19 protein-coding genes are annotated in these 25189 nt (G+C 60.0%); 4 read left to right on the forward strand and 15 right to left on the reverse strand.

Annotated features, from left to right (window positions below):
- Positions 1-33: 33 nt before the first annotated feature.
- The 3 genes from clpB to QP922_RS07780 all read right to left on the reverse strand — a co-directional run bounded on the left by clpB (position 34) and on the right by QP922_RS07780 (position 6040).
- Positions 34-2592, reverse strand: coding sequence for an ATP-dependent chaperone ClpB (gene clpB, locus QP922_RS07770; RefSeq protein ID WP_284808735.1), 2559 nt, complete (start codon positions 2590-2592; stop codon positions 34-36).
- Positions 2593-2889: 297 nt separating this feature from the next.
- Positions 2890-4269 (reverse strand): TetR/AcrR family transcriptional regulator, encoded by a 1380-nt coding sequence (locus QP922_RS07775; protein WP_284808736.1) that lies wholly within the window; start codon positions 4267-4269, stop codon positions 2890-2892.
- Between the two features lie 400 nt (positions 4270-4669).
- Entirely contained in the window at positions 4670-6040 is a 1371-nt protein-coding gene (locus QP922_RS07780) for a sodium/glutamate symporter (protein ID WP_284808737.1), read from the reverse strand.
- A gap of 168 nt (positions 6041-6208) precedes the next feature.
- Between QP922_RS07780 and QP922_RS07785 the strand changes: the two genes are divergently transcribed.
- Complete coding sequence (locus QP922_RS07785) at positions 6209-7405, forward strand: FAD-binding oxidoreductase (protein WP_284808739.1); 1197 nt, start codon at positions 6209-6211, stop codon at positions 7403-7405.
- A 4-nt stretch (positions 7406-7409) separates the two neighbouring features.
- Here QP922_RS07785 and QP922_RS07790 read toward each other — a convergent pair whose 3' ends face one another.
- Positions 7410-8219 carry a carbon-nitrogen hydrolase family protein gene (locus QP922_RS07790; RefSeq protein ID WP_284808740.1) on the reverse strand — a complete coding sequence of 270 codons (810 nt, stop codon included), beginning with the start codon at positions 8217-8219 and terminating at the stop codon, positions 7410-7412.
- A gap of 101 nt (positions 8220-8320) precedes the next feature.
- Between QP922_RS07790 and QP922_RS07795 the strand changes: the two genes are divergently transcribed.
- Together QP922_RS07795 and QP922_RS07800 are read left to right on the forward strand one after the other, a co-directional pair.
- Positions 8321-8581 carry a hypothetical protein gene (locus QP922_RS07795; RefSeq protein ID WP_284808741.1) on the forward strand — a complete coding sequence of 87 codons (261 nt, stop codon included), beginning with the start codon at positions 8321-8323 and terminating at the stop codon, positions 8579-8581.
- Complete coding sequence (locus tag QP922_RS07800; RefSeq protein WP_284808742.1) at positions 8578-9753, forward strand: alpha/beta hydrolase; 1176 nt, start codon at positions 8578-8580, stop codon at positions 9751-9753. The genes QP922_RS07795 and QP922_RS07800 overlap by 4 nt, the downstream gene beginning before the upstream one ends.
- On the opposite strand, the gene QP922_RS07805 is transcribed toward QP922_RS07800, so the two are convergent.
- The 11 genes from QP922_RS07805 to QP922_RS07855 form a co-directional block, all read right to left on the reverse strand.
- Positions 9737-9934, reverse strand: a complete 198-nt coding sequence (locus QP922_RS07805; protein WP_284808743.1) for a hypothetical protein — start codon at positions 9932-9934, stop codon at positions 9737-9739. The two genes, QP922_RS07800 and QP922_RS07805, sit on opposite strands and share 17 nt — an antisense overlap.
- A gap of 37 nt (positions 9935-9971) precedes the next feature.
- Positions 9972-11492 carry an acetaldehyde dehydrogenase ExaC gene (exaC, locus tag QP922_RS07810; RefSeq protein WP_115023778.1) on the reverse strand — a complete coding sequence of 507 codons (1521 nt, stop codon included), beginning with the start codon at positions 11490-11492 and terminating at the stop codon, positions 9972-9974.
- 271 nt (positions 11493-11763) lie between these two features.
- The gene (locus QP922_RS07815; protein WP_070673249.1) at positions 11764-12180 is read right to left on the reverse strand and encodes a heat shock protein transcriptional repressor HspR; all 417 of its coding nucleotides are present in this window, start codon (positions 12178-12180) and stop codon (positions 11764-11766) included.
- Between the two features lie 13 nt (positions 12181-12193).
- Positions 12194-13402: a molecular chaperone DnaJ gene (gene dnaJ, locus QP922_RS07820; RefSeq protein WP_284808744.1), complete on the reverse strand. Its 1209-nt coding sequence runs from the start codon at positions 13400-13402 to the stop codon at positions 12194-12196.
- Positions 13403-13495: 93 nt separating this feature from the next.
- Entirely contained in the window at positions 13496-14194 is a 699-nt protein-coding gene (gene grpE, locus QP922_RS07825) for a nucleotide exchange factor GrpE (RefSeq protein ID WP_284808746.1), read from the reverse strand.
- A 3-nt stretch (positions 14195-14197) separates the two neighbouring features.
- Positions 14198-16042, reverse strand: coding sequence for a molecular chaperone DnaK (dnaK, locus tag QP922_RS07830; RefSeq protein WP_284808747.1), 1845 nt, complete (start codon positions 16040-16042; stop codon positions 14198-14200).
- A 498-nt stretch (positions 16043-16540) separates the two neighbouring features.
- The gene (locus QP922_RS07835) at positions 16541-17209 is read right to left on the reverse strand and encodes a hypothetical protein (RefSeq protein ID WP_284808748.1); all 669 of its coding nucleotides are present in this window, start codon (positions 17207-17209) and stop codon (positions 16541-16543) included.
- 63 nt (positions 17210-17272) lie between these two features.
- Entirely contained in the window at positions 17273-18313 is a 1041-nt protein-coding gene (locus tag QP922_RS07840; RefSeq protein ID WP_284808749.1) for a hypothetical protein, read from the reverse strand.
- 10 nt (positions 18314-18323) lie between these two features.
- Positions 18324-19373, reverse strand: coding sequence for a hypothetical protein (locus QP922_RS07845; protein ID WP_284808750.1), 1050 nt, complete (start codon positions 19371-19373; stop codon positions 18324-18326).
- Complete coding sequence (locus QP922_RS07850) at positions 19370-20113, reverse strand: hypothetical protein (protein WP_284808751.1); 744 nt, start codon at positions 20111-20113, stop codon at positions 19370-19372. Before QP922_RS07850 ends, QP922_RS07845 begins: the two co-directional genes overlap by 4 nt.
- A gap of 29 nt (positions 20114-20142) precedes the next feature.
- Entirely contained in the window at positions 20143-20871 is a 729-nt protein-coding gene (locus QP922_RS07855) for an LGFP repeat-containing protein (protein ID WP_284808752.1), read from the reverse strand.
- Positions 20872-21717: 846 nt separating this feature from the next.
- Here QP922_RS07855 and QP922_RS07860 point away from each other — a divergent pair.
- A complete protein-coding gene (locus QP922_RS07860; RefSeq protein WP_284808753.1) occupies positions 21718-25161 on the forward strand; it encodes a bifunctional proline dehydrogenase/L-glutamate gamma-semialdehyde dehydrogenase in 3444 nt (1147 codons plus the stop codon).
- The last annotated feature ends 28 nt before the right edge of the window (positions 25162-25189 follow it).

The raw sequence follows: 25189 nt of genomic DNA on the forward strand, positions 1-25189 counted from the left end.
GAGTTGGCGCGCGCCGTGCGGAGACGGCTCGACTTAGCGGCGGGCGGTAAGGTCGAGGCGCTCGCCGCCATCGGCGACGTCGACATGGACGGTATCGCCATCCACGATGTCACCGGCCAGCAGCTTCTTGGCCAGCTGGTCACCGATGGCCTGCTGAATGGTGCGGCGCAGTGGGCGAGCACCGTAGGCCGGGTCATAGCCGCGGTCCGCAAGCCAAGACTTGGCAGAGTCCGAGACCTGCAGGGTCAGGCGGCGGGAGGCGAGGCGCTCAGCCAAGCCGCGCAGCTGGATGTCAACGATGCCACGCAGGAGCTCCTCGGACAGGGGCTCGAACATGACCACGTCATCGAGACGGTTGATGAACTCGGGCTTGAAGGCCTTCTTCACTGCGGCCATGGTCTCCTCACGGGTGCCGCCGGCGCCCAGATTGGAGGTCAGGATGATGACCGTGTTGCGGAAGTCCACCGTGCGGCCCTGGCCGTCCGTCAAGCGGCCTTCGTCGAGGACCTGCAGGAGGACGTCGAAGACGTCGGGGTGGGCTTTCTCGACTTCGTCGAAAAGCACGAGCGTGTACGGACGGCGACGCACAGCTTCGGTGAGCTGACCGCCGGCCTCGTGGCCAACGTATCCCGGAGGGGCACCGACGAGGCGGGAAACGGAGTGCTTCTCGCCGTACTCGGACATATCGATGCGGACCATGGCGGATTCATCATCGAAGAGGAAGTCCGCCACTGCCTTGGCCAGCTCCGTCTTACCCACGCCGGTGGGGCCGAGGAAGAGGAAGGAGCCGGTCGGGCGGTTCGGGTCAGCCACGCCCGCGCGGGAGCGGCGCACCGCATCCGAGACCGCGGTGACGGCTTCCTTTTGACCCACGACGCGCTTGCCCAGCACAGATTCCATATTGAGCAGCTTCTCGGTCTCTCCCTGCAGCATCTTGCCGGCAGGAATGCCGGTCCACGCGGAGACGACCTCCGCGATGGCGTCCGGGGTGACCTCCTCACTGAGCATGGTGTTGCGCTGCTGTGTGGCCTTCTCCTCGGCGGCAGCGAGCTCCTTCTCCAGCGGCGGGATCTTTCCGTAGTTGATCTCAGAAGCCAGTGCTAGGTCACCATCGCGCTCAGCGATTTCCGCCTGGCGGCGCAGGTCATCGAGTTCTTCCTTGATGTTCTGGACATCATCGATGGCCTTCTTCTCATTAGCCCAGCGGGCCTTGAGCTCGCCGAGCTTCTCGCGCTGGTCTGCCAGCTCCTGCTGGAGGGTTACCAGGCGGTCCTGGGAAGCGGCGTCGGACTCCTTCTTGAGAGCCAACTCTTCGATCTCCATGCGGCGCACGATGCGCTCCAGCTCGTCGATTTCCTGCGGGGAGGAGTCAATCTCCATGCGCAGGCGGGAGCCGGCCTCATCGACCAAGTCGATGGCCTTGTCCGGCAGGAAGCGGTTGGTGATGTAGCGGTTCGACAGCTCCGCGGCGGACACCAGGGCGGAGTCCATGATGCGCACGCCGTGGTGCACCTCGTAGCGCTCCTTGAGGCCACGCAGGATGCCGATGGTGTCTTCAACAGAAGGCTCGGCGGCATAAACCTGCTGGAAGCGGCGCTCGAGGGCGGCGTCCTTTTCGATGTACTTGCGGTACTCGTCCAGGGTCGTGGCACCGACCAGGCGCAGCTCACCGCGGGCCAGCATGGGCTTAATCATGTTGCCGGCGTCCATCGAGCCGTCACCGGTAGCGCCGGCGCCGACGATGGTGTGCAGCTCATCAATAAAGGTAATGATTTGCCCCTCGGAGGCCTTAATCTCATCGAGCACGGACTTGAGGCGTTCCTCAAATTCACCGCGGTACTTTGCACCGGCGACCATGGAACCGAGGTCCAGGCTAATGAGAGTCTTGCCCTTGAGGGACTCCGGGACGTCACCGGCCACGATGCGGCGAGCCAGGCCTTCGACGATGGCGGTTTTACCCACGCCGGGCTCACCGATAAGCACCGGGTTGTTCTTGGTACGGCGGCTAAGAACCTGCACCACGCGGCGGATTTCCTGGTCACGGCCAATAACCGGATCAATCTTTCCTTCGCGGGCACGGGCGGTAAGGTCCGTGGCGTACTTTTCTAGTGCCTGGAACTGATCCTCCGGGTTCTCCGAGGTCACCTTGGCAGCACCGCGCACGGACGGGAAAGCGCCCTTAAGTGCGTCGTAGGTCGCACCACGGGAGGTGAGAAGCTCAGCGGCATCCGACTTGGAACCCGCAATAGCGGCGAGCAGGACCTCCGTAGAAACGTATTCATCACCGAGCTCACCGGCCAGCTCCTGGGCGCGGGTAAGAACGTTGAGTGCGTCGCGGTTAAAGTTCGGGTTCGCCATGTTGGCGCCCTCTGCCTTGGGCAGGGCATCAATAAGCTCGCGCGCCTCCTTAAGAACCGTGTCCGGGTCCACGCCGGTGGCCTTGAGGACCGGGGCGGCGATGCCGTCCTTTTGCTCGAGGATGGCTGCTAAAAGGTGTGCCGGGCGAATGTCCGGGTTGCCGTTAGCGGAGGCAACTTTCAGCGCCTGCTGCAGGGCTTCCTGCGTCTTGGTGGTGGGGTTAAAAGAATTCATGTGTTTATCTCCTTGTGTTTATTGCCCTCCCTCGCACCAAGGTGATTGTGGTTATGCCCGGTGCGGGAAGGTGGCTTCACCGACTATAACGCCAAAGAACTTGAGTCTGTTCCACTCAAGTCAAACTTTTGTGGAGATTTTTATCCGGGCAGGTTGATATAGGTTCACTCAACTTTGTGGAAGGGCTTGCAGGCTTGTCCCGAATGCAGAAACCACGAAGCGCCCTCGGTGCGGGTGCAGGAGGGCGGGATGCGGTGCGGGTAGCGCGCGATGGGCGCGCGCTACGTGGAGAGAATGTTAGGCGCGGAGGCTGTGCTCGAAGGTGGCGAAGACGATGCCGATAACGGCGTAGTAGATCGACCACTTCTGTTCGAGGTCAATGGAGCGGAACTCGCCTACGGAGGCCAGGTGGCACATACCGTCGGCGCCGGCCCACAGGGTGAAGTTCTTGATGTAAACCAGGCGGTCCTTGGGCTCGAGGCCGGCTTCCCGCAGTGCTTCACGGTTAAAGCGCATGAGCTGCGCGAAGGACACGCCCATCTGAGTTTGGTCTACCTCGCCGTCCTCACTCAGCGGAACCACGGAGCCTGACGCAGCTGCGATGCAGGCACCGTAGCGATCCGGAGCAGTCATGGCGTAGTGGAAGTACGCCACGGCACTGCACAAGAGTTTGTCCTTGGCACTGGCATCCGCCGGCAGCTTATCTAGGAGGTAGAGAATCATGCCCTCAAGTTCGCGGTCGGTTTCATGTTCGACGCGCTCACGCAGCACAAACTCATTGTCCACGAGTGACGCCACAAAAACGTCAGACACACCAAAATACTCAGCGACGTTCTCGATAGTCACCGCCTGCATGCCTTGCCGGCCCGCAAGCTGAATGGCGCGTTCCATAACGGCAGCCCTAGCCCGCTCCGTAGGAAATGCCGTGAGGTCCTCAATAGTGGAGATATCCGGTAGCGCTTCGCGGCCTGGGTCGTAGGCGGAAATACGCTCGCGGAAGACAGACATGCTATCGCTGACGTCGAGTAGCTCACAGGTCTCAGCGGAATGGAAAAGCGTTCCGATAAGTGCCTTGCACACCTCGCGGAGATTAAAGCGGCGAACCACCGGGTGCTGGTGGCGCAAGACGCCCAGAACACTCAAGTGCGCCATGCCATGAACGGTGGCCCAGCTGGCCACACTGAGTTTTGCCAGGGTCTCCGGGCACACATCTGGGCCCACCTCAAGCCCAGCATGGTCCACGATGAGAGCCATGTTCTGGTGAACAAGATCCAAGGCCAAATTGTTGGAGGGGCCACCCTTCAGCAACGCCTGCCATTCATCATTGAGAACACGGGCCTTCTGTTCAAAGAGGTAGCGGAAAAGCTCCGGTTCACGCTCGGCATACTCGTAGTAGGACTCCACAAACGTAGTGAGCCTGTCAAACAAACCCGCGTAGCTCGGGACTGCCTCGAGAGTGTCCTTGAGGAAGTTCACCTTGCGCTGGGAGACATACTCGGGGATAGCAGAGATGATCTCCTCACGGTTAGGAAACACAGCAGTGACATCGGAGGGCTTCAGATCCGCGTACTTAGCCACCGATTCCGCAGTGACGGCATCGTCGCCCTGGGCAGCGGCCACGTGGATCGCCGACTCGAGGACAGCCTCGCGAGGAGACTCCTCATAAAGATGCTTCATGTATTTTCCTAAAGATTGTGCCCAGCAGGCGAAAGAATTGTAACCAGCAGGCGAAAGAGAAAGATAGAGGCAGATTAACAGTCCACAGATTTTAGCCTGAGCAATCTTTAAACAGCAATGCGAGAAGGGTATTTAATTGCTATCTCACAGCAGCTATACAGCGTGAGTTCAATTAACCCAGCCGCAGCGCCTGCCGTAATCTCTCCTCAAAATATTTTAGTATTTTGACTATTTGCTCAGCTCCCCTTTTTGCCAGGGCGAGCACGTGTGGCGGCGGTTTCTTTTGGCGCGGATTCTGATGGCTGTTGATCCTGATGGCCGTGGACGCATAGTAAAAGCCCCCAGGCTGCTCGTTCATGCAGCCTTGGGGAGCGACGAGGGATAGGTGCGCTCTACTTTTCTACTTAGAGGCGCCGACGTGCCCGATGCCCTCCTTGAAGATGGTGCCGCGTGGCGGCATCATGCCGGTGAACTTGAACACCAGGTAGATGACCACCGCAATGCCCAAGGAGAGCCAGCCAAAGCCTGCGGTGAAGCCGTACATGACGGCCAGCGGGGCGATGATGGTCCAGGAAATCTCGAAGGGGCCGAAGCCGATGTAGGCCATGCCGTACTCAGACAGCGTGCCGGACTTGAGCTTCGGGTCGACGATTTTGAGGATGGCAATACCCGTCGCCACGGTGGCGGTAGCCCAGCCCCAGCCGAAGATGCCGCGCTCGATCCACCGCTCGCCAAAGAACTCGGCGGGGAACCACATGAGGAAGAAAATGCAGTAGACAGTACCGAGGACGAAGAGCAGGAGGAGTGCCTGCCAGTAGGCGGCCACGGCAGCCGGCACGATGGCGGCCACGCCGAAGGCGATGAGGTAGTCGGTTGCTGCACCGGATACGGAGCTCACGGTGTCCTTATCCAGGTAGTCCTTGGCACCGATCATGTTCATAATGGCGCGGAAGAGGAGACCAACGACCATGGACATGGCAAACAGCGGGATGGAGACGTTCTCCCAGAGGGAGGCGATGCCCTGGGTGATGCCGTAGGCGGTCATCACGGTCAGCGCAATGAAACCGACGTGGAGGGTGATGGGCTCGATGGCAGACGGGTTGGTCGTCGCACGGCCCAGGGACGGGCGATCTTCAAGGCGGGAGATATAGCCGCGGCGCAGCTCTTCCGGAAGTTCCTTCGGGACATGGGACACCTTGCCCTTGCGAATACCCCAGTTACCGGCCACGATGCCGCCAACGATGGCGGCCAGCGTACCCACGGTGGCGGAAGTAAAGCCCAAGGAGGAGGCTGCATCCGCGCCCACGCCCTCGAGTGCGCCGCCCACGGCCGCAGCAGTACCAAAGCCACCGGTAAAGCCCACCGGAAGCATCATGCCGAACCAGTCCGGGGTGTCGAAGGCCGGCTTAAAGATCAGAAGACCCAGCACGATGAACAGTCCCCACTGGCCGGTGAACATCATGGTGGAATAACCCCACATATTGCGGGCACCTTTGCCCATGTTGCCGCCCATCTCCATGGAATACGCCATGGAGGCGAACACCACGGCGATGAGCAGCGAGGTGTAGTTGCCCAGGTTGTCCGATAGGCCGATCCAGCCTAAGACGTTGGGACCGAGGAGCAAGCCGAGCAGGCCGGCGGTAATGGGCGCGGGTAGGAGCAAATCCTGGAATACGAACTTGACCTGGTGGCGCAGAACGTTGCCGATGACCATGAGCAACGAGATCCAGCCGACGTCGACCATGATCGTATACGCAGAGAATTCTTCCATGCGAAAACTTCCTTCCATGCCGCTGAGCGCGGCGTCATAGAGATACGAGTCACCCTCTTCCGGGAAATGGACCGTAGATTACACTACAACCAGATGCCCGCTATGCCACCCCCTGCATATAACCCGTGGGTAATTGGTGGTTACCCCCGGCGACTAGGATGGGCGGACATGAGGGAACTGGGTGAGCATCTGCGCAATCATGCTGAGGACTATCGCGACGCAGTACATAGCCACTTTTTCAGCACTGTGGCACAGGCTCGCCAGATCTTCGCTCTCTCCATGAAGGACACGCACCCTTCGATGGCGCCGGCCTTGGCGTGGGTGCTGGAGAACTTGGAGGATGGGGAGGTTCGGGGGGACGTCGCCAAGCGCATGGCCCTCATGGGCCGTGATCATCGCCGCCATGGGTTCCCACCGGAGGTGTATCCGCAGTTTGAGGCCTCGCTCATTCATGGGCTGGGGGTGCTGGGGCTCACGCCGCATCAACATGAGGTGGCGGCGCGGACGATTTCTCGTATCTGCGCGCTGATGCAGGAGGCGGCACAGCTTGACGACGCCTCCGGGATCCCCCCTGCCCACAGCGCCCAAGTCGTGGCCGTGGAGAAGCCGAATCGACGCACGGCCGTGGTGCGGCTGGAATCGGGTGTGCCGCTGGAGTACCGCGCGGGTCAACACGTTCCAGTGACCTCGCAGCTCACGCCCGGTACCTGGCGCCTGCTGACTCCGGCTGCCCCGGCGGATCCGTCGGGGCAGTTGACTTTCCACGTAGCTTCGGCGGGCGAGGCCTCGTCGATGTTGGCCATGGCGCAGCCGGGCGATTGGTGGACGCTGGGCGCGCCTGCAGGCGAGCCGGTGACCTTGGATTCCTCCACGACGCTCATCTCGTTTGGCACGGGGTGGGCCGGTGCGCGGGCACTGCTTCTCAACGCCCTCCCCGACCTCCCCGCCGGCCTGCGCGTGGTCGTCGTTGCTCCCACGCCGGGCAAGCACTATGACACCGAGTTTCGGGCCAATTTGAAGGCGCTTGTTCCTTCCCTTGATATTCAGCACATTGTGCGCGATGCTCACGATCCCTGGCTACTGGGTGCAGAAGCACCAGCGGAGGGCTTTGAGCCACTCGTGGCGGAGGAGCCTATGGAACCTGTCCTTGCCCGCGGCACGGACCGCCGTTTCGTACTTATTGGCCCGGCGGACCGAGTCGAGGTAGCCCAGGCAGCACTACTTAAGGGCGAGGTGTCTCCTACATCCATCGTGACGGAGGGCTGGCAGCGCGGCAGCGAGTGGACGGCGTCGGCCGCCGAGCTCGACGGCTGGGGTGATGACTGGGAGGCCTGGGCTGCGTGGAAGAAATCACAATGGGCCTAAGCGCTTAGGCGTCCAGGACGGGGAGGGATTCCCTAACCTTTGCCACGGTGTCCGCGTCCACGTCGCCGTAGAGGATCTCCGGTTCATATCCGGCTTCGGCCACGCGGGTGCCATCGGGTGCCACGAGTACTGAGTGGCCAATTCCCGTTGGCCCCGAGGCCTCCCCTGCCTTCGCTTCCCCGCCTGGGCGCGCCTGGCCCGCGGCGAGGATGTAGCTCGTGGAATCCAGTGCGCGGGCAGCGGACAGCAGGCGCCATTGCTCCAGCTTGCCCGGTCCATCGGCCCAGCTGGTGGGCACGACGATGAGCTGCGCGCCTTGGCGGGCGAGCTCCTTAAACTGCTCGGGGAAGCGGATGTCATAGCAGGTAGCCACGCCGACGGTGATGTCGCCGGCGTCGAAAGCCACGAGGGATTCGCCCGGGCGCACGGTATCGGATTCTTTGTATTTAAAGGCGTCGTAAGTGTGGATTTTCTCGTATCCGCCCAGCACACCTGGGCCAGCAATGAGCGCCACGTTGGCCACGCGGTTGATTGTCTTACCGTCGCGCTCGACGGTATCGGCGGGCGCAAACATGCCCAGCACCACATAGACCCCGAGTTCTTCTGCCAGCGCGCGCACTGCCGTGGCCACGCGGCCATCGAGGTCCTCCGCGTGTGTATCGAGGCGCCCAGAGTCAAAGCTTTGGGTGGTGGCCTCTGGCAAGACGATGAGCGTGGCGCCATTCTCAGCGGCCTCTCGAATCTTTTCGAGGGCTACCGCGAGGTTCTCCTCAACGTCTCCGGTGCTGGTCAACTGTACTGCTGCTACCTTCATGCGGCCCACGGTAGACGAGCCCGGGCTAGTTATCCACAGATTGCGTTCTTCAGCGCCTCTGCCCCTTTACCTTGCCACGTTCGTGCCGCACTCTGGGCTGCATGAATCATCTCGATATTGTCCCCGCAGCGCTTCCGCATATCCGCTCTCTCTACGACCACCGCCCACCGCCTGGCCCCGCGGCCTTAGATGCCCCGCCCCGCACCGCGGCGGCTCTTGCGCATTTAGCTTCTCAGTGGGAATCTTCCCGCCATTCCAGTGACACCGCGCGCATGGCCCAATTAGAGGACTTGGAGCGTTTCGTGGTGGCGGCCCACGATATCGATTCTGGGCTTTCAGCCGGCTTGGGTGGCGTCCGATGACTAACGCTCAAGCTCTGTATGCCACCTCCTCTGCGCTCGCCACTTCATCCCGTGAGCTGGACAGTTATATCGATGCGTCCCACCATCATTGGGTAGCGCTAGCTATTTCCGGTGCCGCAGGCGATGCCGCCCGCTCCTCTCTTCGCCGCGCCACGGACAGTCTTCTCAGCCCTGCTCAGCAGATGCGTGCGGCCGCCCAGATTGTGTCGCTGTACGCTCCCCTCCAGGAGAAGATTGAGAACCTTCGAGCTCGCCTCAGCACCTCTCCCCTTGCCCATCCACGCAGTAGTCTCATGGGCCAGCTCGATACGCTTGCCGACGCCCTCGATTGGGCCTGCGCCCGCCAACTCCACGCCCTATGTACTCCGGAGATGTCCGCTCCCCCAACTCGCCTGGAGGACTTCGCCGACCTTTCCCTGGCTGAGCTCCATCAGGTGCAGCTCAGCGTCGCCAGTGACGAAGTCCGCGCGCTGGCCGCCGCGAACCCCGACATGACCATCCTGGAGACCAGCCCCGGGCGCCTCGTGGCTCTTATCGACCCTTCTGGACTCGCCACTCAACCCGCACAGGTGCCTCAGGTCAACACCTTCGTGGGCGGCGTGGGTTCGTCCGATCCTGCAGGCTGGCCAACCTCGCTTGAGCGAGCCCGTTCCATTGCCCGCGCCACCGGTGGGCCCACGGTGGCGTGGCTCGGTTATTCTGCTCCCTCGTCTCTGTCCCGCGCCGCGCACGAGGAGCCTGCCCAGCGCGGTGCCGCCGAGCTCATTCGCTTTCAGCGCGCACTTCATGCTCGTTTTCCCCAGGCGCAGCACATGCTTATCGGCTATTCCTATGGCTCGGTCGTGGTGGGCAAGGCTGCACAAGAGGCGAAGGTTGCTGATGACATCGTGCTCGTCGGCAGCCCTGGCGCTTCCACTCCCAGCGCAGACAAGCTCCACGGCCGGGTATGGAGTACAACCAATGCCGAGGATCCGATCGCCTTGACCACCGGCCCCCTCGGTGGCATCCACGGCCCCAGCCCGTCCTCCCCCAACTTTGGCGCCTCTCCCCTCCCCGGCGCGAATGGCTTGCCGGGTGACCACGGCACCTATTGGAAAGACCCCGCATTTCTGCGGGGTCTAGGCTCTATTGCTCAGCGCCCTCATCTTGAAGACCTCAATGTCCTACCGTAACGACGACGGGAACGTCCGAATGGTCTACGCTTGGGTCAATAGTGTCGAGATAGTCGCGTACCTGTGCTTCGGCGTTTTTAAGTTGAGCGGTACTTGTTGCGTTTTCCTCATCGATCACCAAGTCCCAACCATGCTCCCACCGAGAGGCGGTAACAGCTACAGGAGCCACAGTTTCAGTCACCGCCGATCACCTTCCTCACTTCTGCGATATCTAGTCTCTAGAATAGGCCAGCGTGCTCCTCTGAGTAAGACACGAGCATGTTCTTGGTCTCCTGGTAGTGCCCCAGCATCATGAGGTGATTCTCACGGCCGATGCCAGACTCCTTGTAGCCGCCGAAGGCACTGTGCGCTGGGTACACGTGATAGTGGTTAATCCACACGCGGCCGGCCTGAATCTCGCGGCCAGCGCGGTAGCAGGTGTTCTGGTGGCGCGACCACACGCCGGCACCGAGGCCGAAGTTGGTGTCGTTCGCAATCTGGATAGCTTCCTCGAAGTCCTTGAACGTGGCGACAGAGAGCACCGGACCAAAGATCTCCTCGCGGAAGATACGCATATCGTTGGTGCCCTTGAACACGGTGGGCTCGATGTAGTAGCCGTTCTCCAGGCCTTCCACCTTGTTCACGTGGCCGCCGACGAGGGTTTCCGCACCTTCCTTCGGGCCCACTTCGAGGTACTCGGTGATTTTATCCATCTGCTCCTGCGAGGCCTGGGCACCCATCATGGTCTCAGTGTCGAGCGGGTGCCCAATCTTGATTTTCTTTACGCGCTCAACGGCCAGCTCAAGGAACTTGTCCGCGATGTCCTCGTGGATAAGCGCACGCGACGGGCAAGTGCAGACCTCGCCCTGGTTGAGGGCGAACATGACAAAGCCCTCGACGCACTTCTCTAGGTAGTCATCGTCCTTATCCATGATGTCGGCGAAGAAGATGGACGGCGACTTTCCGCCCAGCTCCAGGGTGACCGGAATGACCTTGTCAGCAGCGGTCTTGTTGATGATCTTGCCCACCGGGGTGGAGCCGGTAAAGGCAATCTTGGCAATTCGGTCAGAACCGGACAATGCTGCACCGGCTTCTTCGCCAACACCATTAACGATGTTGAGCACGCCCTTAGGCAGGAGGTCCTCGATAATCTCAATGAGCAGCAGGATGGATGCGGGAGTCTGCTCGGCCGGCTTCATCACGATGGTGTTGCCGGCAGCCAGGGCCGGGGCAATCTTCCATGCGGCCATGAGCAGTGGGAAGTTCCACGGAATGATCTGGCCCACCACGCCCAGCGGCTCGTGGAAGTGATACGCCACGGTGTCCTGGTCAATTTGGGAAAGTCGGCCCTCTTGGGCGCGAATAGCACCAGCGAAGTAGCGGAAGTGGTCCACGGCTAGTGGAATGTCAGCGGCGAGAGTCTCACGCACGGCCTTGCCGTTCTCCCAAGTTTCCGCGACAGCAATCTTCTCCAGGTTCTCCTCGATGCGGTCCGCAATGCGGTGCAGCAACAGTGCACGTTCTGCCGGGGTGGTCTTGCCGAAGGTCTCGAAGGCTTTTTCGGCGGCGTCGATTGCCAGGTTAATGTCCGCTTCCTTACCGCGGGCCACCTGGCAGAAGACCTCGCCGGTGACCGGGGTGATGTTGTCCATGTACTCGCCATCGACGGGCGCGACCCACTCGCCGCCGATGTAGTTGTCGTAGCGCTCGCGGAAGGAGACGATGGCATCAGCGGTTCCGGGGTTTGCATACAAAGTCATGTGCGTAGTGCCTTTCTTGTGGGTTCTTTTCCATCACGGCGGCCGCCCACACAAAGCCTCATAAAAGTGATGGGCGACACAACGTTGAATGCGAGTGTAGCGATATATTTTGTCAAACTCACGTTTTTCCACAGGAAATCTTCTCGCGCTGGGTAGAAGCTCTTAAAGAAGGGCCCGTGAAGGCGTGGACGGCACGAAGACTGGTTCCACACAGCCGGCCGGGCAGGCTAAAACAGAAGAACCCCCTCCATCATGGAGGGGGTAAAAGCGCCTAGTTGTGGCGGCCGCGGCGCGGTTTCCACATCACCACGGAGGTGGAGCGCGGCACGTGGACGAGCTCGCCACGCGAGGGACGGGCCTGGCTGCGCAGCCGTTCGACCTCTGCCTGGAGTTCATCACGCTCAGCAGCAAGGCGGTCACGCTCGGCAGTGAGCTCGATAATGGATTTGATGCCTGCCAGGTTCACGCCATCGTCCTGCGACAAGGTCTGAATCTTACGGAGCAGTTCAATGTCGTTTTCAGAGTAGCGGCGACCGCCGCCCGAGGTGCGGGCTGGGGAGACCAGCCCCATCCGGTCATACGTGCGCAGGGTTTGCGCATGCATACCGGACAGCTCCGCCGCCACGGAAATGACGTACATGGCCTTCGGCTTTGCGGTATCGCTTCTGCCTGGTGTTTCCTTGTTCATCATTTACCTCTTTCTAACGCATGACCGGGTTTCCGGCCCAGCCCTTGCGCGGGTCGAAGCCGGAGTCCTTCTCCGCCTGCGCGTAGGTGCGCAGCGCCGAGGAGGCGGCAGCGTCCAAGGTAGAGGGCACGGTTACTTGCACGGTCACCATGAGGTCGCCGGCCTTGCCGGAACGCTTGGGCACACCGCGGCCCTTCACACGCAACGTGCGACCGTCAGGGGTGCCGGCAGGAACCTTGACGCGCACCGGTGAATCGAGGGTAGGCACCGTGATGGTGTCCCCCAACGCCAGCTCCGCAAAGGAGACCGGAACGGTGACGTGCAGGTCATCGCCCTCACGGGTGAAGACCTCGTCCGGCTTGACGGTCACGGCAACGAAGAGGTCACCAGACGGCGTGCCGTTGGGGCCCGCCTCGCCCTGGCCTGCCAAGCGCACCTTCTGTCCATCAATCACACCGGCCGGAATGCGCACCGTGATTGAGCGCGTGCGGTGCACCGTACCGGAGCCGGAGCAATCCGCACACGGGTCCTCAGCGCGCTGACCGGTGCCAGCGCAGTCGGTACAGGGAGCAGACAGCCCAAAGGAGCCGCGCTGCTCCGAGGTGAAGCCGGTACCGTCACAGGTCGAGCACGTCGACAACTTACCGGTCTTCGAACCCGAACCGTGGCAGGTCGTACACGGCGCTTCACCACTGAGCTGAAGCGGGATGGTCGTGCCCTTGGCGGCCTCGCGGAAGGAAAGGGTTATGTGCGTTTCGACGTCGGCCCCCCGCGACGGCCGAGCTGTGTGGCCAGCACTACCGCCGCGGTTGAAAACGCCACCGAAGATATCCCCAAAACCGCCGCCTTGAGCCGATCCTCGAGGGGATCCTCCGAAGATGTCGGAGAGGTCGAAGTCTTGCGCACCCGGTCCACCCATGTGCGTGGATCGAAACCCGCCGGGAAACCCGGCGCCTCCTCTCCGTCCAAAGCCGCCGCCGCTGCGCATCATGGCCTTGAACTGATCGTAGTTCTTGCGTTCGGAAGCATCTGACAGCACGTCGTAGGCTTCAGCCACCTGCTTGAACTTCTCCGCTGCCTCCGGGTTATCCGGGTTGGCGTCGGGGTGATTCGCGCGGGCGAGCTTGCGGTAGGCGTGCTTAATCTCGTCGGCGGTAGCGGACGAGGAGACCCCCAGATCCGCGTAGTAATCTTTGTCTGCCCATTCTGGCTTAGCATTCACTGGGCATCTCCTCCTTTCAGGAGAATCTCAAAAGCTTGTATCTAAAAGAAGAGTGGCGCCAAGGACTCAACACCCTGACGCCACCATCTGTTGTTATTCTGCGCTATCCGGGTTGTCCGGACTCTCAGCCGAGCCGGCTGGGTCAGCAATAATCACCATGGCGGTGCGCACAACGCGCTCGCCTACCTTGTAGCCGCGGCGCAGCACGGTACCCACTGCCTGCTCATCACCAGTGGAGAGGTCCTGGACGGCCTCGTGCACCTCGGGGTCGAAGACATCGCCTTCCTCACCGAAGGGAACCAGCTGGTTGTTAGTGAGCACGCCGTTGAGCTTGTCCGCGATGGCCTTGAGCGGGCCCTCGTTGAGGTCGCCGTGCTGGCGTGCGAGTTCCAGGTCATCAAGGATAGGCAGGAAATCTGCCAGGACCTTGGCCTTGGAGGTCTCGATCACGGCCTGACGGTCACGCTCGGTGCGGCGGCGGTAGTTGGTGTACTCCGCGTTGAGGCGCTGCAGGTCCTCGGTGCGCTCAGCCAGCTGAGCCTCCAGGGAGTTCTCTGCAGCGTCGGCAGCCGGGTCAGCCTCTGCTTCCTCGGCAATGTCGCGAGCGGCATCGTCGACAGCAGCCTCTGCCTCGGCGGTGTCCGCGGTGGCGGCGTCAGCCTGAGCCTCAGCGGCCTCGTCAACGGCACCGTCGGCAGCAGCGGCCTCGGCGGCGGCAGCCTCCGCGGCGTCGGCGGAGGTTGCCTCAGGGTCGGTGTTGGCCGGGTTGCCCGGGTCCTGAGGGGAGGTCATGGTTTACTTCTCCTTGTTCTCGTCGTCCTCGTCGACAACCTCGGCGTCGACAACGTTCGGGTCACCAGCGGCCTCACCAGCAGCAGCACCCTCGGCGCCTGCCTCAGCTGCCTGGGCCTCGTACAGGACCTTGCCCAGCTCCTGGGACTCGGTGCCCAGCTTCTCGACGGCCGACTTAATCGCCTCAATGTCATCACCCTTGAGGGCCTCATCGACAGCGTCGGCAGCCTCGGTCACGCGGGTCTTGAGATCCTCCGGCAGCTTGTCGGAGTTCTCATCCATGAACTTGCGGGTCTGATAGGAGGTGGACTCGGCCTGGTTGCGGGTCTCCTGCTCCTCGCGGCGCTTCTTGTCCTCCTCGGCGTGAGCCTCGGCGTCCTTGACCATGCGGTCAATCTCTTCCTGGGACAGGCCGGAACCATCCTGAATCTTGATGGTGTTTTCCTTGCCGGTGGCCTTGTCCTTAGCGGTCACGTGGACGATGCCGTTGGCGTCGATATCGAAGGTGACCTCAATCTGCGGGACACCGCGCGGTGCCGGGGCAATGCCACCGAGCTCGAAGGAGCCGAGCAGCTTGTTGGCGGAGGCCATCTCACGCTCACCCTGGAAGACCTGAATCTGCACGGACGGCTGGTTGTCATCAGCGGTGGTGAAGGTCTCAGACTTCTTGGTCGGGATGGTGGTGTTGCGCTCGATGAGCTTGGTCATCACGCCGCCCTTGGTCTCGATGCCGAGGGAGAGGGGGGTGACGTCGAGAAGCAGCACGTCCTTGACCTCGCCGCGCAGAACACCTGCCTGCAGAGCAGCGCCCACAGCCACGACCTCATCCGGGTTCACGCCCTTGTTCGGGTCCTTACCGGTCATCTCCTTCACCAGGTCAGACACGGCCGGCATACGGGTGGAACCACCGACGAGGACCACGTGGTCAACCTCGGAGAGGGACAGGCCAGCGTCTTTGATGACCTGGTTGAACGGAGCCTTGGTACGGTCCAGCAGGTCCTGAGTGATCTTCTGGAACTCGGTACGGGACAGGGTCTCATCCAGGAAGAGCGGGTTCTTCTCAGAGTCCACCGTGATGTACGGCAGGTTGATGTTGGCGGACTGGGAGGAGGACAGCTCAATCTTGGCCTTCTCCGCAGCCTCACGCAGACGCTGCACGGCGCGCTTATCCTTGGTCAGGTCAACGCCCTGGGAAGCCTTGAACTTCTCTACGAGCCAATCGACGATGCGCTGGTCCCAGTCGTCACCACCGAGCTGGTTGTCACCAGCGGTAGCCATGACCTCAACCACGCCGTCACCGATTTCCAGGAGGGAGACGTCGAAGGTACCGCCACCGAGGTCGAAGACCAGGATGGTCTGCTCCTGCTCGCCCTTCTCCAGGCCATAAGCCAGTGCGGCGGCGGTCGGCTCGTTAACGATACGCAGGACGTTCAGGCCTGCAATCTGGCCGGCCTCCTTGGTGGCCTGGCGCTGGGAATCCTCGAAGTAAGCCGGGACGGTAATGACGGCGTCGGTCACGTCCTCGCCCAGGTAAGCCTCGGCGTCGCGCTTGAGCTTCATGAGCGTGCGGGCCGAAATCTCCTGCGGGGTGTACTTCTTGTCATCGATATCGATGGTCCAGTCGGTGCCGATATGGCGCTTGACGGAGCGAATGGTGCGGTCAACGTTGGTAACTGCCTGGTTCTTCGCGGACTGGCCGACGAGGATTTCGCCGTTCTTGGCAAAAGCCACGACGGACGGGGTGGTGCGGGAACCCTCGGAGTTAGCAATAACGGTGGCCTCGCCACCTTCGAGCACGGATACAACCGAGTTGGTGGTACCAAGGTCAATTCCTACTGCGCGTCCCATAATCTTTTCTCCTTGCGTGTTGGGGTTTGTTTTAAGTTGATAGTGCGCGACTCAACTTCTGCCGCGTCCAGTCAGCGACTCTAACAGAAGCAGCACTCAAAGTCATCCAAACCTGAGCGCCGGTCACTCAACCCTTACAACGCCAAGTCCCCAAAAGTTGTTCCCGACGCACTCAAGTTTTTATCCACGCCCACAACATGGCTGGTCAACCTATGAAAAATCTGCACACGCTTCCTCCCCGAAACCCCGATTTCCGCGCCCGAGACACGGCAGGCAATGCATCCTAACTTTCAGTAGCGCGGTGTCCCTGGGTTAGGTTAGGCTGAACGGACTTTCACGGACTAAGACAAATTGTGAAAGTCAGGTGCAACGACTGTAGGCACTTCTTCACCCTGAGAAGCGCCCGACAGATGCGTGCGCGAGCCTTACCACCTTTTAGGAACATCTCGCCCCGCCCTCCCGACGCAAGTACCCCGCGCACTTCAACGCCAATCTGCATTAATCCCAGCACAGGTTTGCCTGCAGCGCCCCGTTCGGCTCCTCATAGATATCGAACCAATCGGCAACAGCGCTCAAGGCCGCCACAATGTCTTCGCGCTGCCCGTCAACGTTGGGGAAACGGACAATCACATTTGGGAGTTCTTGGTCCCCAAGTCCCAGCAATTGCATACCGAAACGAGTATCCAGAGCATCAAACACATGTCCCAGGGCTCCCACTGGAAGAACATTCGCACAGGCTGTACAGGACATAGTCATTGCCGCCTGTCCTACCGATCCTTCCACCACCGCAAATTGAGAATTGGCAATTTCCTCTTCCCAAATATCCCCCGGATCAGTCCAGACAGACGGCTCATCAACCTCAGCCTCAGCGCGCACCGAGAGGTCAGGATTCAAGCCAAACGCTGCGAGCGCCTCATCCTCGTGCCCGATGAATTCCTTGTACTCCTTCAATCCACCAACCAGAGCAAGGTCCTCTTCTTCGACATCATCGGGATCAATACTCTCGTTCCACATTGCCCACAGGGCACCGTGCAATCCTTGCTCATGCAACTCATCAAGCACTGAATACTCAGGCAACCCCGAATCAAATGTATAGATGGTGTGACCCCCATGCGCCAGCTCTCCAATCGGATCCGGGAGCCCAAACTGTTTCCAGTCAATAGACATAATGCTTCTCCATTCTCAGAGTCCTATAAAGTCGCGGCGTCCTACTTCGCCACGTCCACGTTGTTACGCCAAGTCAAGACTGCGGCCATCAAGGTGACGGCTCATCAACTTCTGCGCAATCTGCCAACTTTCCAAGAGTTCATTCGTCGCGCGATACATCGCCGCCGCCAGTTGAGTTTCATCCCAACCTTCGGTGATATCGAGACTACGCGCAATCCGAAGCTGGTCACCTTCACAATGAAGTTGACTTGCAGGGGCATACTGGGCAAATCGTTCTTCCACTGGGGCGATGTCCTTGTCTTTCAGGCGAGCGGAAATCTCATCCGCCGACGCCACAGAACGTCGCGATAGTTTAGATAGCCAACCTCGCCGTGTCGGCTCCGCGAGCGGGCCCGCTGTCGAAATTCGCAGAGTTTCTATCTCACCGTTGCGTGCTGCGAACCTTTCCCAGGAAAAGGTATAGGCATCATCCAATTCTGCGTGCAGCATGGTCTCATTAATCACGCTGACCGCAGCCCCAGCTCCATCCAAGTATTCGCGCAGCCGCGCCATTGTCACCGGAGATGTTGGTTCATGTGAAATTCCGAACGCCGGAGAGCGGAATTCTTCCGGCAGTTTAACGACGGAATTAATCTCCGCTGTCTCCAGATCGAATACATCTTCCGTCAGAGGAGATATCTCCCACGTAGCCTTGCGGAGTTGTGCAAACCTGTGCTCCCCCACTTCGACGAGCATTCGTACGAAAGAAACCACCTGTTCCCAGGTGCACCCCGACTCGAGACGGAGCATGGCTCGCAGCGCTATCTTAACTCCAGCGGGGGTTTGTTCATCCACGAGGGAAAAGACAGCAAAAGGCAGTTCGCGAAGCTGTTGCGCGACACGATCATAGTCCGCTCGCGTAGCTGACTTCGGAAATTGGGTCTCTACGATGTCACCCATAATGATGTCGGTGCCCGGTACGTGCCGAATGTACACCGTCGACAAAGGTGTGGGGATTTGGAAATAGGCACCGCCTTCATCATCAACGGGCACGATCATAAATTTATAGCCCAAATAGCTCAGCGCGGCAATAACCGGGCGCGTAGCTGCAAAAGTATCAATCATGGCAGTCCCCCTAGAATTTTCCACGTGAGATGAGGTCATTTACTTTATCCGTATCGATCTTCCACAGAGCGCGAAACTCTTCGATTGGCATTCGAGGACTTGTGATGGCGTCAAGGCTCGATACCTCAGGTTCCACAGCCGCATATACCAATGTCTTACCGGAATAGAACTCCGGATCATCCCAGCGAATCCCATAACCCTCACGCAGCCACCGCGCAACGTGTGCAGTAGAAAAGAACTCATTGAAACGTTCATGACCACGATAATCGAACGGAACGCGGGCCAATATCTCATCTAGAAGCTTGGTATAGTAGCTATCCTCTTCTCCGTATCCATTCGTTGGATTTCCATCGCTATCAAAAAATACAGACGTCGGTGCCGACCGTCCCGCGACCTCATAGTGGAACATCCTTTCACGCCGCCCTTTAAACTCCTCGGTTATAGCCGGAGGCTTCATCTCCCTATCCATATCCCGCCACACCGGGGAGTCTAAGCCCTCATACTTTTCCATCCCCCACGCTTCAAAAGTCCACCTGGCAACCGTAAGATCATCGTAATAACCAAATGGAGGTGGATCATATCCTTTATCAACCATTCCCGTAACCGTGACAAAAAGTCTGTCGGCCTCATCGAGTCCAAGGAGGGAGCGGTGCCGCCGCGCACCAGGCCAACCTCCGATTTGAATGCCGACCACACCGTCATCCGGAATACCAACTGATCGACTTCTACGAATATCCAAATCGGCTATCTTATAGCCCCAATCCACTCCAAGCGGGAAAGGCTCACATAAAACAACGGCAACCCATCCCGGAAGATCGACATCAACGAACATAACGGAATGCAAAAAATTCTGTGGAAGAAGCAACCTACACCAATCATCCACCGTCGACTCCCCAACATACAACGATTCCCACTCTTTCTTTCCTAACTGAAAGTCATCAGTCATGTGGTGAGTTCCGGCATAGGGATATTCCATAAATGCTTGCTCGACATTTTCAATAGTCGTTCGCACAAAACAAACATCTTTACCGACTGGGAGTTGCCCAAAATTAAACGTCATTCCACTACCTCATTCAAAGACTTCTTAAAATCCCATCCCCCTACTTGACGGAAGCGACCACAAAACAACTCTTCATCACTGCAATCAATCCCTTGGCGGCCAAGCATGAGCCGAATCTGCTCAATTTTCAACTGAGCAAACCCTCTGCCCTCAAAGCTCATATCGTGGTCCCAATTAATCCATGAGGGCACCCGTCGCCTAGGGTTGTCAACCCAGAGGGAGTCTTGAAAACTGTCCACCCCCCTCTGCACCTCGTACGCGCACTGGTCTTCGATCATACCACCTTGAAAAAAGACCTCCCGCCGAAAATCCGTGTAGTTAATCATGATTGAACGTGATTTTCTCGTATCCTCTTCTCGAATATACTGTGCAGTTATATACCTCGCCCAGGGAGTTAGATGGATCCCAGGACTTGGACAACACAGCGAATACCGGTCATACCGAGGAGTAGGCTCCCCCACCACGGCTGGTCTTACAAATGCACACCAACCAGGAGCTGACGTTTCAGTCAAGATTTCCTTTACCCTTTGCTCAGGAGCTTTCTCTAGCTCCTCGCGAGTATCCCTTTTCCACGCTTCAACGCCCCCATCACGCAACGGCAGAGGTTGAGCCAAGATCTCCGGATCGCCGATACACCTCGAAATACAATGCTCCCATGCCTCCTCAATATCACAGTCAACAAAAGTGACATAGTCGTAGATTCCCTTACCACATTCAAATATATACTCTGGTTTCTTCACTGTATTGTCCTTTCCATTTCCAGCTCCACTCATCCTTTCGCTTTGGCCTCCTGCGCTACTCGTTCTGCATAATCTTTCAGTGCCTCCTGCGCCTGCTTTGACAGCATTGAAGAATCTAACTCCACCAGCAAGACCGTTCCGCCAGGATTAGCAAAGAGCGCGCTTCCTCCATGACCAAAAGCACGATTACTCGAGCGTGAATCAAACTCAGTAAAGATTCCGTTTTTGTAAAGGCCGAGGTTCACATCCCCTGTATCTTCCATGTTTTTATTAACCCTGAATTGTAAATCGGGGCGCTTTTCGCGAATGCGGCCGTCGATAACATGAGCCCCGGTCTCTGGCGACCAATAAATCGAACCATTTTGAAAATGGTTAAATTTTCCCTCTCGGTTCGGCAGAGACAACTCATCAGTTACCGGATAACCGAGGCGTCCTTTTTCCCACCCCAATTGACCCCATTTCCCCCTAATGGCCCCTCCTATTTGATGCGCAATTCCACTATCTGCATCAGGATGCCAATAGATCGACGTGTCCTTGTGAAACTCTTGAAACTTGCCACCATCAGGAAGCTGAGCTTCATTACGAATAGCATCACCGAAAAATCCATGACCTCCGAGGCGGACGTACGCCTCATAAATAGGTCCGCGAATCCAATAGCGATGAAAGACGTCTGCCTGTGCAGTCGCTACGCAAGCAATAACGAAAAAAATAGCAATGAGAGAGGCAAGATATCCTCGCCTAAGAGAGATATTCAACACGCAGTAATTATTACCCAGTCCACCCTCAACGAGGCGGCAGACCGCAAAGAATCCCCGTCTCCCCCCGCATGCGGGGGTAACAAGCCTCATTTTGAGACCTTTCGTCCAATTTCGCCTACCCCCACAGTAGCCATAGACCAAAAATGCACCATCACTTATCGCCTGCGTTCATCCAGACGCTTCCACTTATCCGACTATGCACATATTGGGCAGTCGCCTCCCATATGGCCCAAGTGCCTGTCTGCCAACATCCATGCCAACGCCATAAGGCTCCCCCAACATTTAGACCAATGTGCGCCACAGTGGATCGTGCCCACGCCCGAGGGGGTCCCCCTCCCCGCCCCCATCGTGGAAAGATTACTTTTCTGAACTACTTTGACCAGTATCACATTCGATGGCTGCGCGCCATAGGTTGACCCACCATCGGATAAGAAAGGAAACGGCAGGCAGTGCGCATTTTTCAGACGCGGACTCGTCGTTTAAGCGATCGGCCGCCGGTACAATAAGAAACGGGCTTTCCTCATTCCTTTCTTGATTTTCGTACCCCACAGCGCCCACGCACCCGTGGGACCTGGACGCGTATGACCGCTGCGGCGCTTCGCCCCAGCACCCCCGCTCGCATCACAACCCCCGTTCTGGTTTAAGTGATGGGGATTTCATATACTGTCCGCACATTCGATGTGACACACCTTTCGCGCCAGTGTTGTCACACCTCAGCACTCATTGAAAAGGGACACGGATCCGATGATTTCTCCCGTTCTCCGCACACGTCGTGATGGCGACCGCCCGCCGGTCCGCCGGGCTTAATATTCAGCCCTGACCAGCACCGACACACAAGGAATCCCAATGACGAACGCCAACACCCCTGTACCCGAGTCCACCGATATTGACGCCGCGCTTGTCGACGCCTCCGCGGCCCAAGCCCACTCCTGGCTCGCTTCCACCGCCGACGAGCAGGACCCCGCCACCGAGCAGCTCGCTGACCTGCTGCGCAACCCGGATGGCGTGGCCTTCACCATGGACTTCGTCGACCGCGTCATGCGGCCGGAAGATGACAAGGTGGCCGCCCAAGCGCTGAAATCCGTGACCACCAGCTATGACGCCTCCTTCTTGGGACTTATCAACGGCTCCCTCGTGGGCCTCGGCGGCTTCTTCGGCCCCATCCTGCCCAACCTCGTCATGCCGCTGGCGCGCCTGCGCATGCGCCAGATGGTGGGCCACCTGGTTCTTGATGCTGAGGGCGAGGCCCTCAACAAGACCCTGGACAAGGCCGCTGAATCCGGCGAGCAGCTCAACCTCAACCTGCTTGGTGAGGCCGTGCTCGGTGATAAGGAAGCACGCTCCCGCGCTGACCGCACCTTGAAGCTCATCCAGAACCCGCGCGTGACCTATGTGTCCGTCAAGGCCTCCTCCATGGTTGCCCAGCTCAACCCGTGGGATATCGAGGGCTCCTTGGTCCGTCTCAAGGAGCGCCTGCGCCCACTGTATGAAGCTGCGGTCAAGCGCCCAGACAAGGTCTTCATCAACCTGGATATGGAGGAGTACCACGACCTCCACCTCACGGTGCGCCTGTTCACCGAGCTGCTCAGCGAGCCGGAGTTCACCAACCTTGAGGCCGGCATCGTGCTCCAGGCCTACCTGCCGGACACCTTCGACGCCTTGGCACACCTGGCGGAGTTTGCCAAGCAGCGCGTGGCTGACGGTGGTGCGCACATCAAGATTCGCATCGTCAAGGGCGCCAACCTCTCCATGGAGCACGTCCAGGGAGAAATCCACGGCTGGCCCTCCGCGCCGTACTCCACCAAGGATGAGGTGGATGCTAACTACTACCGCCTGCTCGACTACATCCTGCGCCCAGAGTTCGATGGTGCTGTGCGCATCGGCGTGGCCACCCACAACCTCTACACCGCTGCTTTTGCCCATGAGCTGGGCAAGAAGCGTGGCGTGCTGTCCATGATGGACTCCGAGATGCTCCAGGGCATGTCCCCGGCCCAGCAGGCCGCAGTGCGCAAGGCCTTCGAGGGCCGCCAGATCCTCTACACCCCGGTGGTGCATATGGAGGACTTCGACGTCGCTGTGTCCTACCTCGTGCGCCGCTTGGAAGAAAACGCTGCTCCGCAAAACTTCCTCTACGCCCTCTTTGCCCCGGAGGAGCAGGCACTCAAGGACCAGGAGTCCGTCTTCCGCCAGGCCGTCGAGCAGCGCTGGGACACCTTTGCTGGCCCACGCCGCACGCAGAACCGACTGGAGGAGGCCGAACACGCAGCCGGACGCCAAGCGCCACGCACCGGCCGCTTCGCCAACGAGCCGGACACTGACCCGGCCCTGGAAGCCAACCGCGAGTGGGCCATCCAGGCTCTCAACAGCGACCCCGGCGCGCATGGGGTAGATGAGGTGACGGATACCAACGTCGTCGATAAGCACGTGCTCCGCGCCGCCGAACTCGGTGCCGAATGGGGTTCCCGCCCCGCTGAGGACCGCGCCCGCGCGCTGGAGGCCGTGGCCGATGAGCTGGCCAACCGCCGCGGCGAGTTCATCTCCGTCGCTGCTTATGAGGCCAACAAGACCGTCACGCAGACCGACCCGGAGATTTCCGAGGCCATCGACTTCTGCACCTACTACGCCCAGTCCGCGCGCCTGCTGGAGAACTACTCCGCCGAGTTCACCCCGCACCGCGTGACCGTGGTGACCCCGCCGTGGAACTTCCCGGTGGCCATCCCCACCGGCGGCATCGCTGCAGCCCTGGCCGCAGGTTCCGCCGTCATCATCAAACCCGCGCCGCAGGTGGTGCACTGCGCGAAGCTCGTCGTCGATGCCTTCCGCACCGCGCTGGAAGCCCAGGGCCTAGACCCGGATCTGGTCCAGCTCGTCTTCACCGATGAGGCCGAGGCCGGCCGCGCGCTCATCTCCCACGCCGACGTCGACGCCGTCATCCTCACGGGTGCTTCCGATACCGGCCAGCTCTTCCGCTCCTGGAAGCCCGAGATGAACATCATGGCGGAGACCTCCGGCAAGAACGCGCTCATCATTACCCCGTCTGCTGACCCGGACCTGGCCATCCAGGACCTCTACCTGTCCGCCTTCGGCCACTCCGGCCAGAAGTGCTCGGCGTCTTCTCTGGTCATCTTCGTCGGCGCAGCGGGCGATTCCCAGCGCCTGCGCTCACAGCTTGTCGACGCCGTCGAGACCCTCATCCCCGGCCCCGGCCACGAGATCACCACCACGATGAATGGCCTGGCCGAAGCCCCGAGCGAGAAGCTTCTCCGTGGCCTTACCCAGCTGGAGCCGGGCGAAACGTGGCTGATTAAGCCTCAGAAGCTCAACGAGGAGGGCACGCTGTGGTCCCCAGGTATCCGCGATAACGTACGCCCGGGTTCCTGGTTCCACGTCAACGAGTGCTTCGGCCCGGTCCTCGGCATCATGCATGCGGAGACTTTGGACGAGGCCATCGAGTGGCAGAACTCCACCGGCTACGGCCTCACCGGCGGTATCCACACCTTGGATAACGAGGAAATTGATTACTGGCTCGAGCGCGTCGAGGTTGGCAACGCCTACGTCAACCGCGGCATTACCGGCGCGATTGTCCAGCGCCAGTCCTTCGGCGGCTGGAAGCAGTCCGTCATGGGCCCGGGTGCCAAGGCAGGTGGCCCGAACTACGTGGCACAGTTCGGTACCTGGTCTGATGGTCCGCTGCGCCCCTTCGACGTCGACATCACCCAGCCGGTGGTGTCCCAGCTGCGTGCCTTCGCCAACCTGTCCCTCTCTGATGAGGACACCGCCTGGCTGTGGCGCGCTGCTGAGCTCGACGAGCTGGCCTGGCAGCAGGAGTTCGGCCGCGACCACGACCGCGCTGGCCTGGTCTGCGAGGCCAACGTCTTCCGCTACCGCCCGCTGCTGAGCCCGCTGCAGGTGCGCATTTCTGAGGACGCCCAGCTTCGCGACGTCGCCCGCCTCACCCTCGCCGCTACCCGCACCAACTCCCCGGTCCGCTTCAGCGCCACCCCGGAGAAGGCCGCGGAGCTGCGTGAACTCGGCTTCGGCGTCGACGGCGTGGCCCTTGAGGCGTTCCTCCGCGAGGTCTCCAGTCTCGAATCGGGCCGCGTGCGCACGGTAGGCTCCGTGGAAGACGGCGTCTTTGAGGCGGCAGTAAAGTCCAACTCCGTGGTGCTGGACCAGCCTGTGCTTGCCGACGGCCGCCGCGAGCTCCTCCCCTTCCTCCTCGAGCAAGCCGTGTCGGTGACCATGCACCGCTTCGGCATCATCCGCTCGGTGGGCAGCATCCGCGCATAGTTAATTTCCTGCGCTCATATGAGAAGAT

Origin of the sequence: Corynebacterium sp. MSK218 (assembly GCF_030232655.1) — a bacterium.
GTDB lineage: Bacteria > Actinomycetota > Actinomycetes > Mycobacteriales > Mycobacteriaceae > Corynebacterium.

Coding starts and splice junctions, on each gene's coding strand:
- clpB (WP_284808735.1), bottom strand. CDS start 2,592: ATGAATTCTTTTAACCCCACCACCAAGACGCAGGAAGCCCTGCAGCAG.
- QP922_RS07775 (WP_284808736.1), bottom strand. CDS start 4,269: ATGAAGCATCTTTATGAGGAGTCTCCTCGCGAGGCTGTCCTCGAGTCG.
- QP922_RS07780 (WP_284808737.1), bottom strand. CDS start 6,040: ATGGAAGAATTCTCTGCGTATACGATCATGGTCGACGTCGGCTGGATC.
- QP922_RS07785 (WP_284808739.1), top strand. CDS start 6,209: ATGAGGGAACTGGGTGAGCATCTGCGCAATCATGCTGAGGACTATCGC.
- QP922_RS07790 (WP_284808740.1), bottom strand. CDS start 8,219: ATGAAGGTAGCAGCAGTACAGTTGACCAGCACCGGAGACGTTGAGGAG.
- QP922_RS07795 (WP_284808741.1), top strand. CDS start 8,321: ATGAATCATCTCGATATTGTCCCCGCAGCGCTTCCGCATATCCGCTCT.
- QP922_RS07800 (WP_284808742.1), top strand. CDS start 8,578: ATGACTAACGCTCAAGCTCTGTATGCCACCTCCTCTGCGCTCGCCACT.
- exaC (WP_115023778.1), bottom strand. CDS start 11,492: ATGACTTTGTATGCAAACCCCGGAACCGCTGATGCCATCGTCTCCTTC.
- QP922_RS07815 (WP_070673249.1), bottom strand. CDS start 12,180: ATGAACAAGGAAACACCAGGCAGAAGCGATACCGCAAAGCCGAAGGCC.
- grpE (WP_284808746.1), bottom strand. CDS start 14,194: ATGACCTCCCCTCAGGACCCGGGCAACCCGGCCAACACCGACCCTGAG.
- dnaK (WP_284808747.1), bottom strand. CDS start 16,042: ATGGGACGCGCAGTAGGAATTGACCTTGGTACCACCAACTCGGTTGTA.
- QP922_RS07835 (WP_284808748.1), bottom strand. CDS start 17,209: ATGTCTATTGACTGGAAACAGTTTGGGCTCCCGGATCCGATTGGAGAG.
- QP922_RS07840 (WP_284808749.1), bottom strand. CDS start 18,313: ATGATTGATACTTTTGCAGCTACGCGCCCGGTTATTGCCGCGCTGAGC.
- QP922_RS07845 (WP_284808750.1), bottom strand. CDS start 19,373: ATGACGTTTAATTTTGGGCAACTCCCAGTCGGTAAAGATGTTTGTTTT.
- QP922_RS07860 (WP_284808753.1), top strand. CDS start 21,718: ATGACGAACGCCAACACCCCTGTACCCGAGTCCACCGATATTGACGCC.